Below are 15,458 nucleotides of genomic sequence, written 5' to 3'. Positions count from 1 at the left end.
GGTCAGCTCACCGCCACGGCCTTCCAGGCCGCGGCGACCGTCTTCTGCTCGGTGCTGTCGGCGCCGTAGAGGTCCTTCGCCGCGCTCAGGGTCGCCTTGCGGGCGTCCGCGTAGTCCGTCGAGGACGTCATGTAGACCGTCAGGGCGCGGTACCAGATCTTGCCGAGCTTGGCCCGGCCGATGCCGGTCACCGTGGAGCCGTCACAGGTCGGGGAGTTGTAGGTGACGCCGTTGAGGGACTTGGCGCCGCTGCCCTCCGCGAGGAGGTAGGCGAAGTGGTTGCCGACGCCGGAGGAGTAGTGCACGTCGAGGTCGCCGAGCTTGGCGTCCCAGCAGTCCGCCGACTTGCCGTCCTTGGACGGCTTGTCCATGAAGCGCAGGGCCTCGCGGCCGAGCCCGGAGCGGACGACCTTCTCGCCGATGAGCCAGTCGCCCCGGTCCTCGGCGTTGGCGGCGTGGAACTCCACCAGGGTCCCGAAGACGTCCGAGGTGGCCTCGTTCAGGCCGCCGGACTCGCCCGAGTAGGTCAGTGCCGCCGTCTTCGACGTCACGCCGTGGGACATCTCGTGCCCGGCGACGTCCAGCGACACCAGCGGGCCCATGAGCTTGCCGTCGCCGTCGCCGTACGTCATGCAGAAGCAGGTGTCGTCCCAGAAGGCGTTGTTGTAGTCCTTGCCGTAGTGGACGCGGTTGAAGGAGCCCTTGCCGTCGCCGGCGATGCCGTCACGGCCGTGGACCTTTGAAGCGGGACCGTGCCGCCGTAGAGGGACCTGCCCTCGCCCGACGCCGACTCCATGGTGTCCCAGGCGTCGATCCGGGCGCCGGTCGTCGCGTCGGTCAGGACCGTCCGCCCGACGGGGTTGCCCAGCTCGTCGTGGGCCACCGCGTCGGTCTGCCAGGCCAGCTTCGGGGCGCCGTGCAGGGCGTCGACGACCAGCCGCGGCTTGGCGGTCAGCCGCTTCAGGGTCTCGCCCAGATGGGCCGCGCGCAGCAGGTTCGCCGCGAGGTCGGCGGCCTTGGGCGCGGCCACCTTCGGCGTGACGCTCGCCAGGGACAGCGCGGACTTCGTCGCCCGGCTCGTGCCGCGGTACGTGCCGTCGGGGTTCAGATGAAGGACGAAGTCGCCGCCGAGGACCGGGAGCCGGTGGTAGGTGCGGTCGTAGCGGACGTGCCGGGTGCCGTCGTCGTCGACGACGACGTCCCGGACCTTCGTCTCCTGCGCCGAGGTGAGACCCAGGGCTCCGGCCCGGTCCGCGAGCACCGCCTCCGCGTCCTCGATCGCGGCCGACCTGGTCGGCCGGTCCGCCGCGCCGGCGGCCGGGGAGAGAACGGCGGCCAGCAGGGCGGTGGTGCCGGTGACGGCCACACCGGCGAGGGCGAGACGGGAACCGCGGACATGACGTATCCGACTCATCGGTCTCCTCATACGGGCGCACCCGGTCGCGTGGGGTCGACCGGGTGCGGCGTTGATGTTGACCGCGAGTTAAGGCGGCGCCGACATGGCATGTCCATAGCGCCGCTGTGGAGGTGTGTGAGGGTGCAGAATCGTTCCTGTGACCCTCCCCTCGCCCCTCCCCTTCTTCGTCTACGGCACCCTGCGCCCCGGGGAGGTCAACCACGCCCACTTCCTGCGCGGCCGCACCCGCTCCGAGGAGCCGGGCCGGCTCACGGACGCGGTGCTGTACGCGGGGCCGGGCTACCCGTACGCGGTCGAGGAGCCGGGCGGCGGCACGGTCGGCGGGGAGCTGGTCACCGCACTGCCGGAGGCGTACGAGGGGCTGCTCGCCGAGCTGGACCGGCTGGAGGAGTACGTGCCGGGGGATCCGCGCAGTCTCTACGTGCGCGTCGAGCGGCAGGTCGTACGGGAGGCCGACGGGGTGGCCGTGCCGGCCTGGGTGTACCTGGCCGCGCCCGCCGTCGCCGCCCGGCTGCGGGCCCGGGGGCGGGCGATCGCGGGCGGGGACTGGCGGGCGCGGGTGTGAGAGGCGAGGGGTGAGCCTCCGGCCGCTTCACGCGTGCCGAAGCGGGTTCAGACCCCGTACGTCGGGTCAGCCCCCGTACGGCCGGGTCGCCCGGGCCTCCCGCAACGCCCGGCCCCACCACACCAGTTGGTCCAGCATGGTCTTGGCCGCCGCGTCCGGGCCGGACGGGTCGCGCAGGGCGCCCCGGTCGTCGAAGGAGGCACCGGCGTTGTGGAAGGAGACGGTGTCGCGGACCGTCACGGCGTGGAGCTCCGCGAAGACCTGACGCAGGTGCTCCACCGCACGCAGGCCGCCGGCCAGACCGCCGTAGGAGACCAGGCCGACGGGCTTGGCCTGCCATTCGGTGAAGTGCCAGTCGACGAGGTTCTTCAGGCCCGCCGGGAACGAGTGGTTGTACTCGGGGGTGAGCACCACGAAGGCGTCCGCGCGAGCCAGCTTCGGGGTGACGCCGGACAGCGCGGCCGTCGCCTCCGGGGTCGGTTCGAGGGACATGGGCAGTGCGACCTCGGCGACGTCCACGACGTCGACGAGAAGGTCGTCACGGTCCCGGACGCGGCCGAGGAGCCAGTCCGCGACGACGGGGCCGAATCGGCCGTGCCGGTTGCTGCCCACGACGAGGGTCAGACGGAGGGGCGCGGCGGCGGAGGGTGCGGTGGTGGTTGTGGTCATGCCGCACAGCCTCATACCTCAACCTTCCTTTAGGTCAAGCGGAGGGCGGCGGCCATGGCGTACGCACCCGGGTCACCCGTTCACACGCGCACCCCGCGCATTTCCGCACCCCACCGCCCGAACGCCCGTGACCTGCCGAAACGGCAGCGAGCAGCCCCTGGCTCGCCTCCCCCTGACACCCATTCACCCCAATTCTGACGCTCCCTCAGGGGGCGCGGCCGCCCCGCTGCCCGTTACCTCGGAAGGGCAGCGCACGACCGACCCGCTCGAAGGGGGAGCACCGATGCGACGTACCGCCCGGCCGCTGACCGGCATCGCGCTCGCGGTCACCGCCGCGGCTCTCGCCGCCGCCCCCGCGTACGGCGCGTCCGACGGTGGTCTGGAGGTGTCCCCCGCCTCGGTCGTGCCGGGCGGTCAGGTCACGGTGCTCACGGCGGCCTGCGGCGACGGCGGCGCGGCGACGGGTGACGCGAGCGCGGTGGGGGCCGGCTCCCTGAGCCTGGCGCCGGACGCGCACGGGCAGGACGCGACCGGGCGGTTCCGGGTGCCGCCGAGTGCGCAGCCGGGGACGTACGAGATCACCGCGACCTGCGACGGCAGCGGCCGGCGGACCACCGGGGACCTGGTGGTCACACTGACGTCGATGCGCGGGCAGGTGCATCCACGGGGGAGCGTGAAGACGGGGGTCGGCGGCGCACTGGGCCCCGACCCCGTGCAGACCGCGGCCGGCGTGGCGGCTCTCGCCGTCGCCGCCGCGGGCGGTACCTGGCTCCTGCATCGCCGGGCGAGAGGCGACGGGATCTGACGGACACCCTCCGCTGTCCGTCGCCGGTACCGCATGTCCCCTCCCCCTCCGGGTCCGACGCCCCTCGCGGCCCGGAGGGGGGTACGGGGCCGAAGCCCGGAAAGGGGTGGGTGGGTGTGCGCGGCTCCACCAGGTTCGGCAGCGGCCCTCGCCGCCCCGCGAACGCGGCCATGGCGGCCGTCACGGTGTTCGCCCTGTGCTCCGGGGTGTGGCTGCTGCGCGACGGCGCCGTCACCCACGCACCGCCCCAGCCGTCCGCCGCGCAGGCCCGGGCCGGGCTGGACGGCCGTGCCGGGGAGCGGCCCGCCGTGCCCGCGCTTCCGCCCTCGCCGCCCGACCGCGTCCGCATCCCGGCGATCGGGGTCGACGCCCCGCTGACCGGGCTCGGTCTGACGAGGACCGGCAGCCTCGACGTACCGCCCGCGGCGGACGAGAACCTCGCCGGCTGGTACGAGGCCGGCACCACCCCCGGGGAGCTGGGCACGGCGATCGTCGCCGGGCACGTGGACAACGCCGACGGCCCCGCCGTCTTCTACGACCTCGGCGCCCTGGCCCGGGGCAGCGCCATCGAGGTGGACCGGCGGGACGGCGGTGTCGCGGTGTTCACCGTGGACGCCGTGGAGGTGTACGCCGCGAAGGACTTCCCCGACGAGAAGGTCTACGGCGCCGCCCACCGCCCCGAACTGCGGGTCATCACCTGCGGCGGCGGCTACTCACGCGACACCGGCTACCAGGGCAACGTCGTCGTCTTCGCCCACCTGACCGGCAGCCGGTGACCCGGCCTAGGCGATCCACTGCTCGTACGCCAGGTTCCCCACCAGGGCGAAGACGACCGTCAGCAGGACGACGCGGACGAAGCCGCTGCCCTGCTTGAGGGCGGTGTGGGCGCCGAGGGTGCCGCCCGCCAGGTTGAAGACGGCCATCAGCGCGGCCAGTTGCCACAGGACCGCGCCCTGCCAGGCGAAGGTGGCGAGGGCGCCCGCGTTGGTACAGCAGTTGACGATCTTGGCGGTGGCGGAGGCCGTGACGAGGTCGAGGTGGAGGATCGCGGTGAGCGCGAGGACCAGGAACGTGCCGGTGCCGGGGCCGATGAGTCCGTCGTAGAAGCCGATGCCGAGGCCCGCGAGGCCGATCGCGGCGAGGACGCGGCGGGGTCCGGCCGGGCCGGTCGCGGGGGCCGTGCCGAAGGTGGGCCGCAGGATCACGAAGGCGGCGACGCCGAGCAGCACCACCATGATCACCGGCTTGAGGACGTCAGTGCTCATCCCCGCCGCGAAGAACGCCCCGGCCGAGGACCCGGCGAGGGCGGCCAGCCCGATGCGGACGGCGGTGCGGACGTCCACGGGCGCCTTGCGGGCGTACGTCACGGCCGCGCCGGTGGTGCCGACGATGGCGACGGCCTTGTTGGTGCCGAGCGCGTGCGCGGCGGGCGTCCCGGCCGGCAGCCCCAGCAGCAGCACCGGCAGCAGGAGCAGCCCGCCGCCCCCGACCACGGCGTCGATCCACCCGGCGGCGAGGGCCGCGAGGCAGAGCAGGGCGATCATGGTCAGGGATATGTCGGGCATGATCGAGACCCTATGCGAGGCCGCTGCGAGCCCCTCGCATCCCGGCATCGCCGGGCTGCGACAACCGCCACGGACGCCCCTGGCCCCGGCAGCCCGCCGTACCCACGCCCCGCGAACCGCCGCGGCCGCGCCACGGACCGCCCGTGCCCGCGCTACGGCAACCGCCGCGGACCGCCATGGCCGCGTCGCGGGAACCGCCGCAGACCGGTGTCGCCGCGACACGAGAAGCGCCGCCGACCGGCGCCGCCGCGCCACGCGAACCGTCGCGGAGCGCCGGGGCCGCGCTACGGGTGTCGCAGTCCACCGTGGCCGCAACGACCGGCCTCGCAGCGCCACGGGACCGCCGCAGACGGCCGTGACCGCGTCGCGCGAACCGCCACCGACCACCGTGGCCGCGCCACGACACCCACCGCAGACCAGCCTCGAAGCGCGTCGCGGGGTGCGCGGAGTTTCGTGGCGCGGAACCTCTCACAACCCCGTTCCTCGCACCTCAGGAAGCCTCACACTCCGTGCCGTCGTCCGCTGAGGGCAGCGTTCCTCGGGGGAAACAGAGGTGATGCTGCCGGGTAACACCGGCACCGCACGCTCAAGGGCATGACCTCGAATGAGCGTGTGGTGGTGATCGGCACCGGCCTCGCGGGCGTACGGCTCGCCCGGCGGCTCGGTGAGCTCGGCACGCCCGCGCTGCTGATCGGCGAGGAGGAGCACCGGCCCTACAACCGCGTGCTGCTCGCCGAGGTGCTGGCCGGACGGTACAGCCCCGAGGTGATCGCCCTGCCGGCGCCCGCGGCGCTGACCCGCGGCCGGGTCACGGACATCGACCGCGCCGCGCGTACCGTGCGGTGCGCGGACGGCTCGGTGATCGCATACGACACACTCGTGCTGGCCACCGGATCCAACCCCGTGCTACCGCCCCTGCGCGGCCTGTTCACCGAGAACCGCCAACTCCCCGAGGGCGTACACGCGTTCCGCACCATGGACGACTGCCTGGGCCTGTCCAAGGCGGTCCGGCCGGGCACCAAGGCCGTCGTCATCGGCGGCGGGCTCCTCGGCGTCTCCGCCGCCCGCGCCCTCGCGCTGCGCGGCGCCCAGGTCGTACTCGCCCAGCAGTCCGAGCGGCTGATGGAGCGCCAGCTCGACCCGGCCGCCTCGACGCTGGTCCGGCGTCACCTCGCCGACCTCGGCGTCGAGGTGCACACCGACCTGCGCGTCCGCGACGTGCGCTGCGTCGGCGGCGCGGTCCGCTCGGTGGAAATGGCCGACGGATACGCCCTCGACGCCGACCTCGTGGTCCTGGCCTGCGGGGTCCACCCGCGAGTGGGCCTGGCACAGGCGGCCGGCCTGGAGGTGCGCAAGGGCATCGTCGTCGACGACGAGCTGCGCACCTCCGACCCGCGCATCCACGCCCTCGGGGACTGCGTCCAGCACCACGGCACGGTGTACGGCCTCGCCACCCCGGCGCTCGAACAGGCCGACGCGCTGGCCGAGTTGCTGGCCGGTGACGCCACCGCCCGCTACACCGGCACGCGTTCTCTGACCCGGCTCACGCTCAACGGGCACGACAGCCCCTTCGACCTCGCCGCGTTCGGCGAGACCGAGGCCCTCCCGGGCGACGACGTCGTCCAGCTCGCCGACGCCACCCGCGGCACCTACCGCAAGGTCGTCGTCCGCGACGACCGCCTGGTCGGCGGGGTCCTCGTCGGCGAACTCGGCACCGTCGGCGCGCTCGCCCGCGCCTGGGAGGGAGCAGAGCCGCTCCCCTCCGACGGCGGCCCGCTGCTCCACCTGCTCACCAACGATGGAGGCTCCTGATGACCGCCACCCCGGAGGCCACGGAGGCCACCCCCACGATCGTGCTCGTCGGCCACGGCATGGTCGGCCAGCGCTTCCTGGAAGCGCTCGCCGAGCGCGGCCTGACCGCCACGCACCGCGTGGTCGTGCTCTGCGAGGAGCCGCGCCCGGCCTACGACCGCGTGGCCCTCACCTCGTACTTCTCGGGCAGGACGGCCGAAGACCTGTCCATGACCGACCCCGAGTTCATCGCCGCGCACGGCATCGAGCTGCGCGTCGGCGACCCGGCGGTCTCCGTCGACCGTGCCGCGCGGAAGGTCACCGCCCGGTCCGGTGAGGTCTTCGAGTACGACACGCTCGTCCTCGCCACCGGCTCCTACCCCTTCGTCCCGCCGGTGCCGAACAAGGACGCCGAGGGCTGCTTCGTCTACCGCACGATCGAGGACCTGCTCGCGATCGAGGAGTACGCGAAGTCGAAGGCCACCACGGGTGCCGTGGTCGGCGGCGGGCTGCTGGGCCTGGAGGCCGCGGGCGCGCTGAAGGGCCTGGGTGTCGAGTCGCACATCGTGGAGTTCGCGCCCCGGCTGATGCCCGTCCAGGTGGACGACGGCGGCGGCGCCGCGCTGCTGCGCACCATCGAGGAGATGGGCCTGAGCGTCCACACGGGCGTGGGCACGCAGGAGATCCTGGTCGACGCCGAGGGCGCCGTCACCGGTATGAAGCTCTCCGACGGCTCCGAACTCGCCACCGACATGGTGGTGTTCTCCGCCGGTGTCCGCCCCCGTGACCAGCTGGCCCGCGACTGCGGTCTGACGGTCGGGGAGCGCGGCGGCATCACCGTCGACGAGCAGTGCCGTACGGTCGCCGACCCGCACGTCTTCGCGATCGGCGAGTGCGCCCTGGCCTCCGACGGCCGGGTGTACGGCCTGGTGGCCCCGGGTTACGAGCAGGCCGAGACAGCCGCGGCCACGATCGCCGCGGACGAGGCGTCCTTCACCGGCGCCGACCTCTCCACCAAGCTGAAGCTGCTCGGCGTGGACGTGGCGTCCTTCGGTGACGCGCACGGCACCGCCGAGGACTGCCTGGACGTCGTCTACTCCGACTCCCGCGCGGGCCTGTACAAGAAGCTGGTCATCGGCCGGGACGGCACGCTGCTCGGCGGCATCCTGGTCGGCGACGCGGAGGCCTACGGCACGCTGAAGGCCTTCACCGGCTCGGTCCCGCCGGTCTCGCCCGAGTCGCTGGTGCTGCCCGCCGGGGCCGGGGAGTCCGTGCAGCTCGGCCCGTCCGCGCTGCCCGACGAGGCGATCGTCTGCTCCTGCCACAACGTCTCCAAGGGCACGATCCGCGGCGCGGTCACCGACCACCGGTGCACGACGGTGCCCGAGGTGAAGAAGTGCACCAAGGCCGGCACCGGCTGCGGCTCCTGCGTCAAGGTCCTCGGCCAGCTCGTCAACGCCGAGCTGGAGGCGAGCGGCGTCGAGGTCGACAAGGGCCTGTGCGGCTGCTTCGGGCAGACCCGCGAGGAGCTCTACGAGATCGTCCACGCCCTGCGCATCACCACCTACCAGGACCTGCTGGACCGGCACGGCCGCGAGGAGGCCCGGGGCGGCGACGGCTGCGAGGTCTGCAAGCCGGCCGTCGGCTCGATCATCGCCTCCCTCGCCCCGGCGATCGGCGTGAGCGGCTACGTCCTGGACGGCGAGCAGGCCTCCCTCCAGGACACCAACGACCACTTCCTGGCCAACCTCCAGAAGAACGGCTCGTACTCGGTCGTACCGCGCATCCCCGGCGGCGAGATCGCCGCGGAGAAGCTGATCGTGATCGGCGAGATCGCCCGCGACTTCGGCCTCTACACGAAGATCACCGGCGGGCAGCGGATCGACATGTTCGGCGCACGCGTCGAGCAACTACCGCTGATCTGGGCCCGGCTGGTGGACGCCGGCTTCGAGTCCGGCCACGCCTACGGCAAGTCGCTGCGCACGGTGAAGTCCTGCGTCGGCCAGACCTGGTGCCGCTACGGCGTCCAGGACTCCGTGCGGATGGCGATCGACCTGGAGCTGCGCTACCGGGGGCTGCGCTCCCCGCACAAGCTGAAGTCGGCGGTCTCCGGCTGCCAGCGCGAGTGCGCCGAGGCCCAGTCGAAGGACTTCGGCGTGATCGCCACGGCCAACGGCTGGAACCTCTACGTCGGCGGCAACGGCGGGGCGACCCCGCGCCACGCGGACCTGCTCGCGCAGGACCTGTCGGACGCCGAACTGGTCCGCCTGATCGACCGGTTCCTGATGTTCTACATCCGCACCGCCGACCGGCTGGAGCGCACCTCCACCTGGCTGGAGCGGATCCCGGGCGGCCTCGACCACGTGCGGGACGTCGTCGTCCACGACTCGCTCGGCATCTGCGACGAGCTGGAGCAGCTGATGCGGGCGCATGTCGCGCACTACCGCGACGAGTGGGCCGAGACGGTCAACGACCCCGAGAAGCTCGCCCGGTTCGTGTCCTTCGTGAACGCGCCGGACACCCCGGACCCGGTCGTCGCCTTCGTGCCCGAGCGCGACCAGATGAAGCCCGACCTGCCGCTGCTGTCCATCGGCATGCGACCCGCCGCCGACGTACTGGAAGGAAGCGCCCAGCGATGACCCTGGCCCCCGAGACCACCGACCTCAAGATCGAAATCGCCCTGGACGACGAGTGGTTCACGGTCTGCGACCTGACGGCGCTGCTGCCGGGCCGTGGGGTGGCCGCGCTGCTGCCGGACGGCCGGCAGGCCGCGATCTTCCGCGACCGCTCCGGTGACCTGTTCGCCATCGACAACCGCGACCCCTTCACCGGCGCGGCGGTCCTCTCCCGAGGCCTCACGGGCACCCACCAGGGCCGCCCCTTCGTCGCCTCCCCCCTGCTGAAGCAGCGCTTCGACCTGACGACGGGCGAGTGCCTGGACGACGAGGCGGTCCGGGTGACGGCGTACAAGGTGCGCGTCGCATAGCCAGGTCCCTGACCGATCGCGGTGGCGTGCACGCCTGCTCGGGCGGGCACGCCACCGCGTCATGTCCCACCGGCGGTCAGCACACGAAGGGTGAGCGCGCGTGCTCCTCCGGGAGGGGCCGCGTGTCGAGGTAGAACCACTCGGCGTCCGCGGGCGGCCAGGGGCGCGGTTCCGCCATGGCCTCCTCGGGGGCGGCGACCGGACGCCTGGGCAGCGGCGCCGCGGCCGGAGCCTCGAAGGCGGACGGCGGCGCGGCGGCGGCCCGCTTCGCCTCCCCCGGCATCAGCAGCTCCACCCGCAGCCCCAGTTTCCGCTGCTGGGCGGTGAACTCCTCGACCTGCTGGCGGCAGGCGTGGTCCAGGTGGGTCACGCCGGTCAGGTCGAGCCGGATCCGGGGCTTCCCGGACGCGGCGGCCGCCTCCAGCGCGTCGATCACCTTGGGCAGCCGCAGGAACGTGGCGTTGCCCGCCATGACGACCTTCGCCGTGTCCTGCTCCACGTGCTGGCGGATCACGGTCTGCGACATGCGCAGCGCGGCCAGCACGATCCCCGCGGCGAGACCGAACAGCACGCCCTCCAGTAGCGCCGTCGCCACGATGACCAGCATCGTCAACGTCATCACCGCGAACTCGCCCCGGTCCTGCCGCCACATCTTCGGGAACTCGGCGGGCCCGAAGAGCTTCCAGCCGCTGTGCACGAGGACACCGGCGAGCACGGAGATCGGGATCAGCGCGAGCACCTGCGGCAGCAGCAGCGCGAACAGCAGCAGCCACAGGCCGTGCAGGGTGCGCGAGAGCCGGGTCTTGGCCCCGGCCTGGACGTTCGCCGAACTGCGCGCCACCACCGCGGTGATGGGCAGCGCGCCGACGAGGCCCGCGAGGGTGTTGCCCGCCCCCTGTGCGATCAGCTCGGTGTTGTAGCGGGTGCGCGGACCGCTGTGCATCCGGTCCACGGCGGCGGCCGTGAACAGGCTCTCCGCGGACGCGATGACCGTGAAGGTGAGGATCGCGGTGATGATCGTCCCGTCGGCGAGCCCGGCGAACTGCGTGGCTCCCGGCAGTTGCACGGAGTTGAGCAGGTTGCCCACCTGGAGCGTCTTCACGTCCACGCCGGGCAGCGCGGCGACCACCATGCCGATGGCGACCGCGACCAGGGCCGCGGGGATCTTCCCGGCCTGGCCGGGCACCTTCTTCCACACGAAGCTCAGCACGATCGTGACGACGCCGAGCAGGGTGGCGATCATCGCCTGCGGGTTCGTCACGATGTCGGCCAGCAGCCCGGGTATGCCGGCCATGTTCTCCAGCGCGGCGCCGGGGGCCTTGGCGTCGGCCATCGGATAGGCCTGGCTGAACATCAGCGGCACACCGATGCCCGCGAGCATGCCCTGCACCACCGCGACCGAGATGGCCTGGAACATCCGGCCCAGCCGGACCAGCCCCAGGACGATCTGGAGGATGCCGGAGAACAGCACGATCACGCCGAGCATGGCCACCCCGACCTCGGCGACGGTCTCCGCGACCAGCGCGGCGAGCCCGGCGGCCGGGCCGCTGACCTGGAGCGTGCTGCCCCGGACCGCGCCCACGACCAGACCGCCGATCACCCCGGAGATGATCCCCAGTTCGGCCGGCACGCCGGAGGCGACGGCGACACCGATGCACAGCGGCAGGGCGACGAGGAAGACGACGAAGGAGGCGGTGATGTCGGTGGCGAGATCTCCCCTGGCCCCCACGCCGCCGCCGAGTCCCTTGCCACCAGGTTCCTTGCCGCGGGTGCCCCTGCCGCCGGGCACCTCGTCACGGAGATCCGTGCCGCCGCCGACGCCCTTGCCTCCCAGGCCCTTGGCGCCGCCGACACCCTTGCCCCCCAGACGGCCCCTGGCGCCGCTCATCGCCCCGCGGATCAGCCCGCCCAGGGCGCCACCACCGCCGGGGGGAGGGTCACCGGCCGTCGCGCGGGTCGACCGCCCCCCTTCTGCCGACCCGCCCCTCCCCCAGGCGTCCGCCGACCCGCCGGTCCCCCAGCCGAGCCCCGACCCGCCGGTCCCCCGGCCGTCTCCCCCACCGGCCATGCCTCCCCCGAGGCCCCCCGGCGCACCCCCCGGCCCCCAGGCTCCCGCGCCCCCGATCCCGATGCCCCCGTTGCCCCCGTTGCCCCCGCTGCCTCCGGCTGTTCCGGCCGCTCCGGACGTCCCCCACCCCCCGGCCCCCTCCAAGGGCTCCGTCGGTGCCCAGCCCGCGGTGTCGCCGGCATCCCAGCCCGCGGCATCCCACCCCGCGCCGGCGTGGGTCCCCCGATCCGCCGCGCCCCCCGCCGGATGGGCGGCCCGGCCACCCCGTGCCCGCCCCCGCGCGTGCGCCCCGCTCACGCGGCGTGCACCCGGAAGTCGCCCTCGTCGCCGAGTTCGTAGACGAAACCGGTGTCGACCTCGTAGTACCAGCCGTGCAGCCGGAGCCGGCCCTCGTCGAGGCGCTGCCGCACCACGGGGTAACTCCGTAGCGCCGCCAGCTGGTTGACGACGTTGCCCTGGGAGACCTCCGGCAGGGACGGGTCGTCCGGCGCGGCCTCCAGTACGGAGGTCAGCTCCGGGCGGGCGAGGCGGAGCCAGGCGTCCACGCCGGGCAGGGACGAGAGGTCGTCGCCGGACTTCAGCGCGCCCATCGCACCGCAGTGTGAGTGACCGCACACCACGATGTCCTGAACCCCGAGCACCTCCAGCGCGTACTCGATGGTGGCCGCCTCGCCGCAGGCCCCGGGCCGTCCGTAGGGCGGCACGATATTGCCCGCGTTCCGTAGCTCGAATATCTCACCGGGCTGTGCACCCGTGATCATCGCGGGTATGACACGAGAGTCCGAGCAGGTAATGAACAGCGCCTCCGGATATTGCCCTTCGGCCAGTTTCCGGTAGGCGACGCTGTCGAAATCGACGCGCGTCCTGAATGTGCGGGCACGATCCAGCAAAGCCTTCAAGGCAACCTCCTGAGCTGGGGGTTCATCTTGTGCACCCCACCGTAGACCGCCGACCTACAGCAGAAGGTTAAGTAAACTCCAGAGCCCGGGCAGAAATTGAACATTCTTTGCCCTGATTCCCCAGACGCAGCGTCTTCTTGTAGCGTGTGAACTCCATGGCGGGGAATGCGAATTCGCCCTGTCCGGATTCATGCCGGTTTCACGGAGAGACGGGACGTATGGGCCTACGAGTGCTGCTCATCGAAGACGACGAGACGATCGCCGAGCCGCTCATGGAAGGGCTCGGCCACTTCGGACTGGCGGTCGACCACGTCGCCACCGGCACGGACGGCCTGAGAGGCCCGTACCACGACGTCGTCCTGCTCGACCTGGGCCTGCCGGACATGGACGGCATCGACGTCTGCCGCGGCATCCGGCAGGTCTCGGACGTGCCGATCGTCATCCTCAGCGCGCGCGGCGAGGAGGCCGACCGTGTGCTGGGCCTGGAACTGGGCGCCGACGACTACCTGGCGAAACCATTCAGCGTGCGGGAGCTGGTCGCCCGGGTCCGCGCGGTGACGCGCCGCACCCAACGCGCCCACCAGCCGTTCCCCGAGGCCCCGGGCGCCCGGAACCTGCCCGGGCCGCCGCCGTACGAACCGGCTGCGGCCCAGGCGTACGAGCCCCCTCCTGGCGTCCTCGCCCACGGCCCGGCTCCCGCTCCGGGCGTCTCAGTCCACGACCCGGCCCCCACTCCCGCTCACGCCCCCGCGTCCGAGCCGGCCCCGGCCCTGTCCTACGAGCCCCCCGTACCCGCCGCGCACGACCCCACCCCCGGGTCGCCGCCCGACCCGGGCCCGCTCGTCGTGGACCGCCGGACCCGCCAGGTCTGGGTCGGCGACACCCCCGTCCCGCTCACGCCCAAGGAGTTCGACCTGCTGGCGCTGCTCAGCGAGGACCCGGGCGCGGTCTACTCGCGGCAGCAGATCCTCGACCGGGTCTGGGACCCGCACTACGACGGCCCGACCAAGACCCTGGACGTCCATGTGGCCGCGCTGCGCCGCAAGTTGGGGCACCCGGCGTGGATCAGGACGCTGCGGGGCGTCGGGTTCCGGCTGGCGGTGCACACGGGGCCGACGGCGCAGGTGGCCGCTCCGTGACCCGCAGGCTGCTGCTCAGCTACCTCAGCCTCGCGGCGCTGGTGCTGCTCTGCCTGGAGATCCCGCTGGGGTTCGTGTACTCGCGCGGCGAGCGGGAGCGGGTCGTCAACGCGGCGAAGGACGAGGCCGAGTCGGTGGCCGCGTACGCCGCGCTGTCCCTCGCGGCGGGGCGGGCCGAGCGGGACCTGCCGGGGCGGGTGGCGCACTGTGCGCAGCGCATCGGGGGCAAGGTCGTGATCGTCGACGCGGCGGGCACGCTGCTGGCCGCCTCGCACCGGCTGGACCCCGGGATGTCCGGCACCCTGGCCGCCCGGCCGGGTATCGCGGCGGCGCTGCGCGGCACGTCGACGGTGGACGTCCGGACCTCCACGATCGGCGGGGTCGAGTATCTGTCGGTGGCCGCGCCGGTGGGCCAGGAGGCGCGGCCGGTGGGGGCGGTGTGGCTGACGGTGCCGACGAGGACGGTCCATGAGCGGGTGCACCACGTCTGGCTGCTGTTGGCGCTGGGCGGGTTCGCCGTGCTGACGGCGGTCGCCGTGGTCGGGTTCGCCTTCGCCCGCTGGGCGGGCCGTCCCATCCGCGAACTGGAGCAGGCCACGCACGATCTGGCCGACGGCGGCCGGTTCGCGCCGGTGACCATCACCAAGGGCCCGCCGGAAGTACGCAGTCTGGCCGCCGCGTTCAACCACACGGCGGCCCGGCTCGCCCATCTGCTGGCGTCCCAGCGGGCGTTCGCGGGCGAGGCCTCGCACCAGCTGAAGACCCCGCTGGCGGCGCTGCGGCTGCGCCTGGAGAACCTGGAGCCGGACATCGGTGCCCGGGCCCGGGGCAGCCTCACCGCCGCCGTCACCGAGACGGACCGGCTGGCCCGTATGGTCGAGCACCTGCTGGCCATGGCCCGGCTGGAGGAGCACGCGGCCACCCCCACCACCGTCGACCTGGGCGCGGTCTGCGCCGAGCGGCACCGCACCTGGCATCCCCTGTTCGCCCGGGAGGACGTCTCCCTGGTGCTCTTCGCGGGGAGCGTGGGCCCGGTGCTCGCGGTGCCGGGGGCTGTCGAGCAGATCGTGGACAACCTGCTGTCCAACGCCCTGCGGGCGTCCCCGCCGGGCAGCACCGTCACGATCGAACCGCGGTTGCAGGCCCCGTCCCGGCGGGCGTTGCGCGACAGCCGGCCGCGCTGGGTCGACCTGCACGTCACCGACGAGGGGCCGGGTATGACGGAGGAGCAGCGGGCCCGCGCCTTCGACCGCTTCTGGCGCGCCCCGGGTGCCCCCAAGGGCGGTACCGGTCTCGGCCTCGCCCTGGTGCAGCGTCTCGCCCACGCCAGCGGCGGCGAGGCGGCCCTGCGCGCGGCGGCGACCGGCGGCCTGGACGTGGTGATCCGCCTGCCGTCCGCCCGCCCTCCGGCCGAGAACACCCCCACCCCGCACGACGACCGCCCGAGGCGCCCGAGACGCCAGGCCCCGGCGCTCCCGGCGTAGTCAGCCGGCACCAGAAGCCCGGCACTTCTCGGCGCGGGCAGGCACAGGAAGCCCGTTCCGCTCGGAGCCG

General features: G+C 73.4%; 12 protein-coding genes and 1 pseudogene. 8 read left to right on the top strand and 5 right to left on the bottom strand.

The genetic code is table 11. The features are described from left to right. Nucleotides 1-2: 2 nt before the first annotated feature. Nucleotides 3-1,414 (bottom strand): annotated as a pseudogene (locus tag ACFZDE_RS07860) (M4 family metallopeptidase). Between the two features lie 139 nt (nt 1,415-1,553). Between ACFZDE_RS07860 and ACFZDE_RS07855 the strand changes: the two are divergent. Beyond that, on the top strand, nt 1,554-1,982 hold the full coding sequence (locus ACFZDE_RS07855) for a gamma-glutamylcyclotransferase (protein ID WP_391198339.1): 429 nt from the start codon (nt 1,554-1,556) through the stop codon (nt 1,980-1,982). Between the two features lie 66 nt (nt 1,983-2,048). On the opposite strand, the gene ACFZDE_RS07850 is transcribed toward ACFZDE_RS07855, so the two are convergent. Continuing rightward, a complete protein-coding gene (locus ACFZDE_RS07850; RefSeq protein WP_391198336.1) occupies nt 2,049-2,651 on the bottom strand; it encodes an NAD(P)H-dependent oxidoreductase in 603 nt (200 codons plus the stop codon). Between the two features lie 283 nt (nt 2,652-2,934). Here ACFZDE_RS07850 and ACFZDE_RS07845 point away from each other — a divergent pair, with 283 nt between their 5' ends. Further along, nucleotides 2,935-3,456 (top strand): hypothetical protein, encoded by a 522-nt coding sequence (locus ACFZDE_RS07845; RefSeq protein ID WP_391198333.1) that lies wholly within the window; start codon nt 2,935-2,937, stop codon nt 3,454-3,456. A gap of 170 nt (nt 3,457-3,626) precedes the next feature. Continuing rightward, a complete protein-coding gene (locus ACFZDE_RS07840) occupies nt 3,627-4,232 on the top strand; it encodes a class F sortase (RefSeq protein ID WP_390997973.1) in 606 nt (201 codons plus the stop codon). Nucleotides 4,233-4,238: 6 nt separating this feature from the next. Here the strand turns inward: ACFZDE_RS07840 and ACFZDE_RS07835 are convergent, their stop codons facing one another. After that, complete coding sequence (locus tag ACFZDE_RS07835) at nt 4,239-5,021, bottom strand: TSUP family transporter (RefSeq protein WP_390997041.1); 783 nt, start codon at nt 5,019-5,021, stop codon at nt 4,239-4,241. A 594-nt stretch (nt 5,022-5,615) separates the two neighbouring features. Between ACFZDE_RS07835 and ACFZDE_RS07830 the strand changes: the two genes are divergently transcribed. The 3 genes from ACFZDE_RS07830 to nirD are packed head-to-tail and all read left to right on the top strand — an operon-like array spanning nt 5,616 to nt 9,798. After that, nucleotides 5,616-6,833, top strand: coding sequence for an FAD-dependent oxidoreductase (locus ACFZDE_RS07830; protein ID WP_391198332.1), 1,218 nt, complete (start codon nt 5,616-5,618; stop codon nt 6,831-6,833). Further along, on the top strand, nt 6,833-9,451 hold the full coding sequence (nirB, locus tag ACFZDE_RS07825) for a nitrite reductase large subunit NirB (RefSeq protein WP_391198330.1): 2,619 nt from the start codon (nt 6,833-6,835) through the stop codon (nt 9,449-9,451). Before ACFZDE_RS07830 ends, nirB begins: the two co-directional genes overlap by 1 nt. Beyond that, nucleotides 9,448-9,798, top strand: a complete 351-nt coding sequence (gene nirD / locus ACFZDE_RS07820; RefSeq protein ID WP_390997032.1) for a nitrite reductase small subunit NirD — start codon at nt 9,448-9,450, stop codon at nt 9,796-9,798. The genes nirB and nirD overlap by 4 nt, the downstream gene beginning before the upstream one ends. Before the next feature lie 76 nt (nt 9,799-9,874). Here nirD and ACFZDE_RS07815 read toward each other — a convergent pair whose 3' ends face one another. Together ACFZDE_RS07815 and ACFZDE_RS07810 are read right to left on the bottom strand one after the other, a co-directional pair. Further along, complete coding sequence (locus tag ACFZDE_RS07815; RefSeq protein ID WP_391198328.1) at nt 9,875-11,686, bottom strand: SulP family inorganic anion transporter; 1,812 nt, start codon at nt 11,684-11,686, stop codon at nt 9,875-9,877. Nucleotides 11,687-12,159: 473 nt separating this feature from the next. Next, nucleotides 12,160-12,765: a carbonic anhydrase gene (locus tag ACFZDE_RS07810; RefSeq protein WP_390997027.1), complete on the bottom strand. Its 606-nt coding sequence runs from the start codon at nt 12,763-12,765 to the stop codon at nt 12,160-12,162. A 218-nt stretch (nt 12,766-12,983) separates the two neighbouring features. Between ACFZDE_RS07810 and ACFZDE_RS07805 the strand changes: the two genes are divergently transcribed. Together ACFZDE_RS07805 and ACFZDE_RS07800 are read left to right on the top strand one after the other, a co-directional pair. Beyond that, nucleotides 12,984-13,904, top strand: coding sequence for a winged helix-turn-helix domain-containing protein (locus ACFZDE_RS07805; RefSeq protein WP_391198325.1), 921 nt, complete (start codon nt 12,984-12,986; stop codon nt 13,902-13,904). Continuing rightward, nucleotides 13,901-15,388 carry an ATP-binding protein gene (locus ACFZDE_RS07800; protein WP_391198322.1) on the top strand — a complete coding sequence of 496 codons (1,488 nt, stop codon included), beginning with the start codon at nt 13,901-13,903 and terminating at the stop codon, nt 15,386-15,388. Before ACFZDE_RS07805 ends, ACFZDE_RS07800 begins: the two co-directional genes overlap by 4 nt. Nucleotides 15,389-15,458 lie beyond the last annotated feature (70 nt).

The organism is Streptomyces sp. NPDC007929, from assembly GCF_042959065.1.
GTDB lineage: Bacteria > Actinomycetota > Actinomycetes > Streptomycetales > Streptomycetaceae > Streptomyces.
The sequence above is the reverse complement of the archived record's forward strand: the minus strand, read 5'-3'. Positions and strand labels throughout refer to the sequence as shown.

Excerpts from the sequence above, each read along its gene's own strand:
- ACFZDE_RS07845 (WP_391198333.1), top strand. The coding sequence starts at position 2,935 with ATGCGACGTACCGCCCGGCCGCTGACCGGCATCGCGCTCGCGGTCACC.
- ACFZDE_RS07805 (WP_391198325.1), top strand. The coding sequence starts at position 12,984 with ATGGGCCTACGAGTGCTGCTCATCGAAGACGACGAGACGATCGCCGAG.
- ACFZDE_RS07850 (WP_391198336.1), bottom strand. The coding sequence starts at position 2,651 with ATGACCACAACCACCACCGCACCCTCCGCCGCCGCGCCCCTCCGTCTG.
- nirB (WP_391198330.1), top strand. The coding sequence starts at position 6,833 with ATGACCGCCACCCCGGAGGCCACGGAGGCCACCCCCACGATCGTGCTC.
- ACFZDE_RS07815 (WP_391198328.1), bottom strand. The coding sequence starts at position 11,686 with ATGAGCGGCGCCAGGGGCCGTCTGGGGGGCAAGGGTGTCGGCGGCGCC.
- nirD (WP_390997032.1), top strand. The coding sequence starts at position 9,448 with ATGACCCTGGCCCCCGAGACCACCGACCTCAAGATCGAAATCGCCCTG.
- ACFZDE_RS07840 (WP_390997973.1), top strand. The coding sequence starts at position 3,627 with ATGGCGGCCGTCACGGTGTTCGCCCTGTGCTCCGGGGTGTGGCTGCTG.
- ACFZDE_RS07835 (WP_390997041.1), bottom strand. The coding sequence starts at position 5,021 with ATGCCCGACATATCCCTGACCATGATCGCCCTGCTCTGCCTCGCGGCC.
- ACFZDE_RS07830 (WP_391198332.1), top strand. The coding sequence starts at position 5,616 with ATGACCTCGAATGAGCGTGTGGTGGTGATCGGCACCGGCCTCGCGGGC.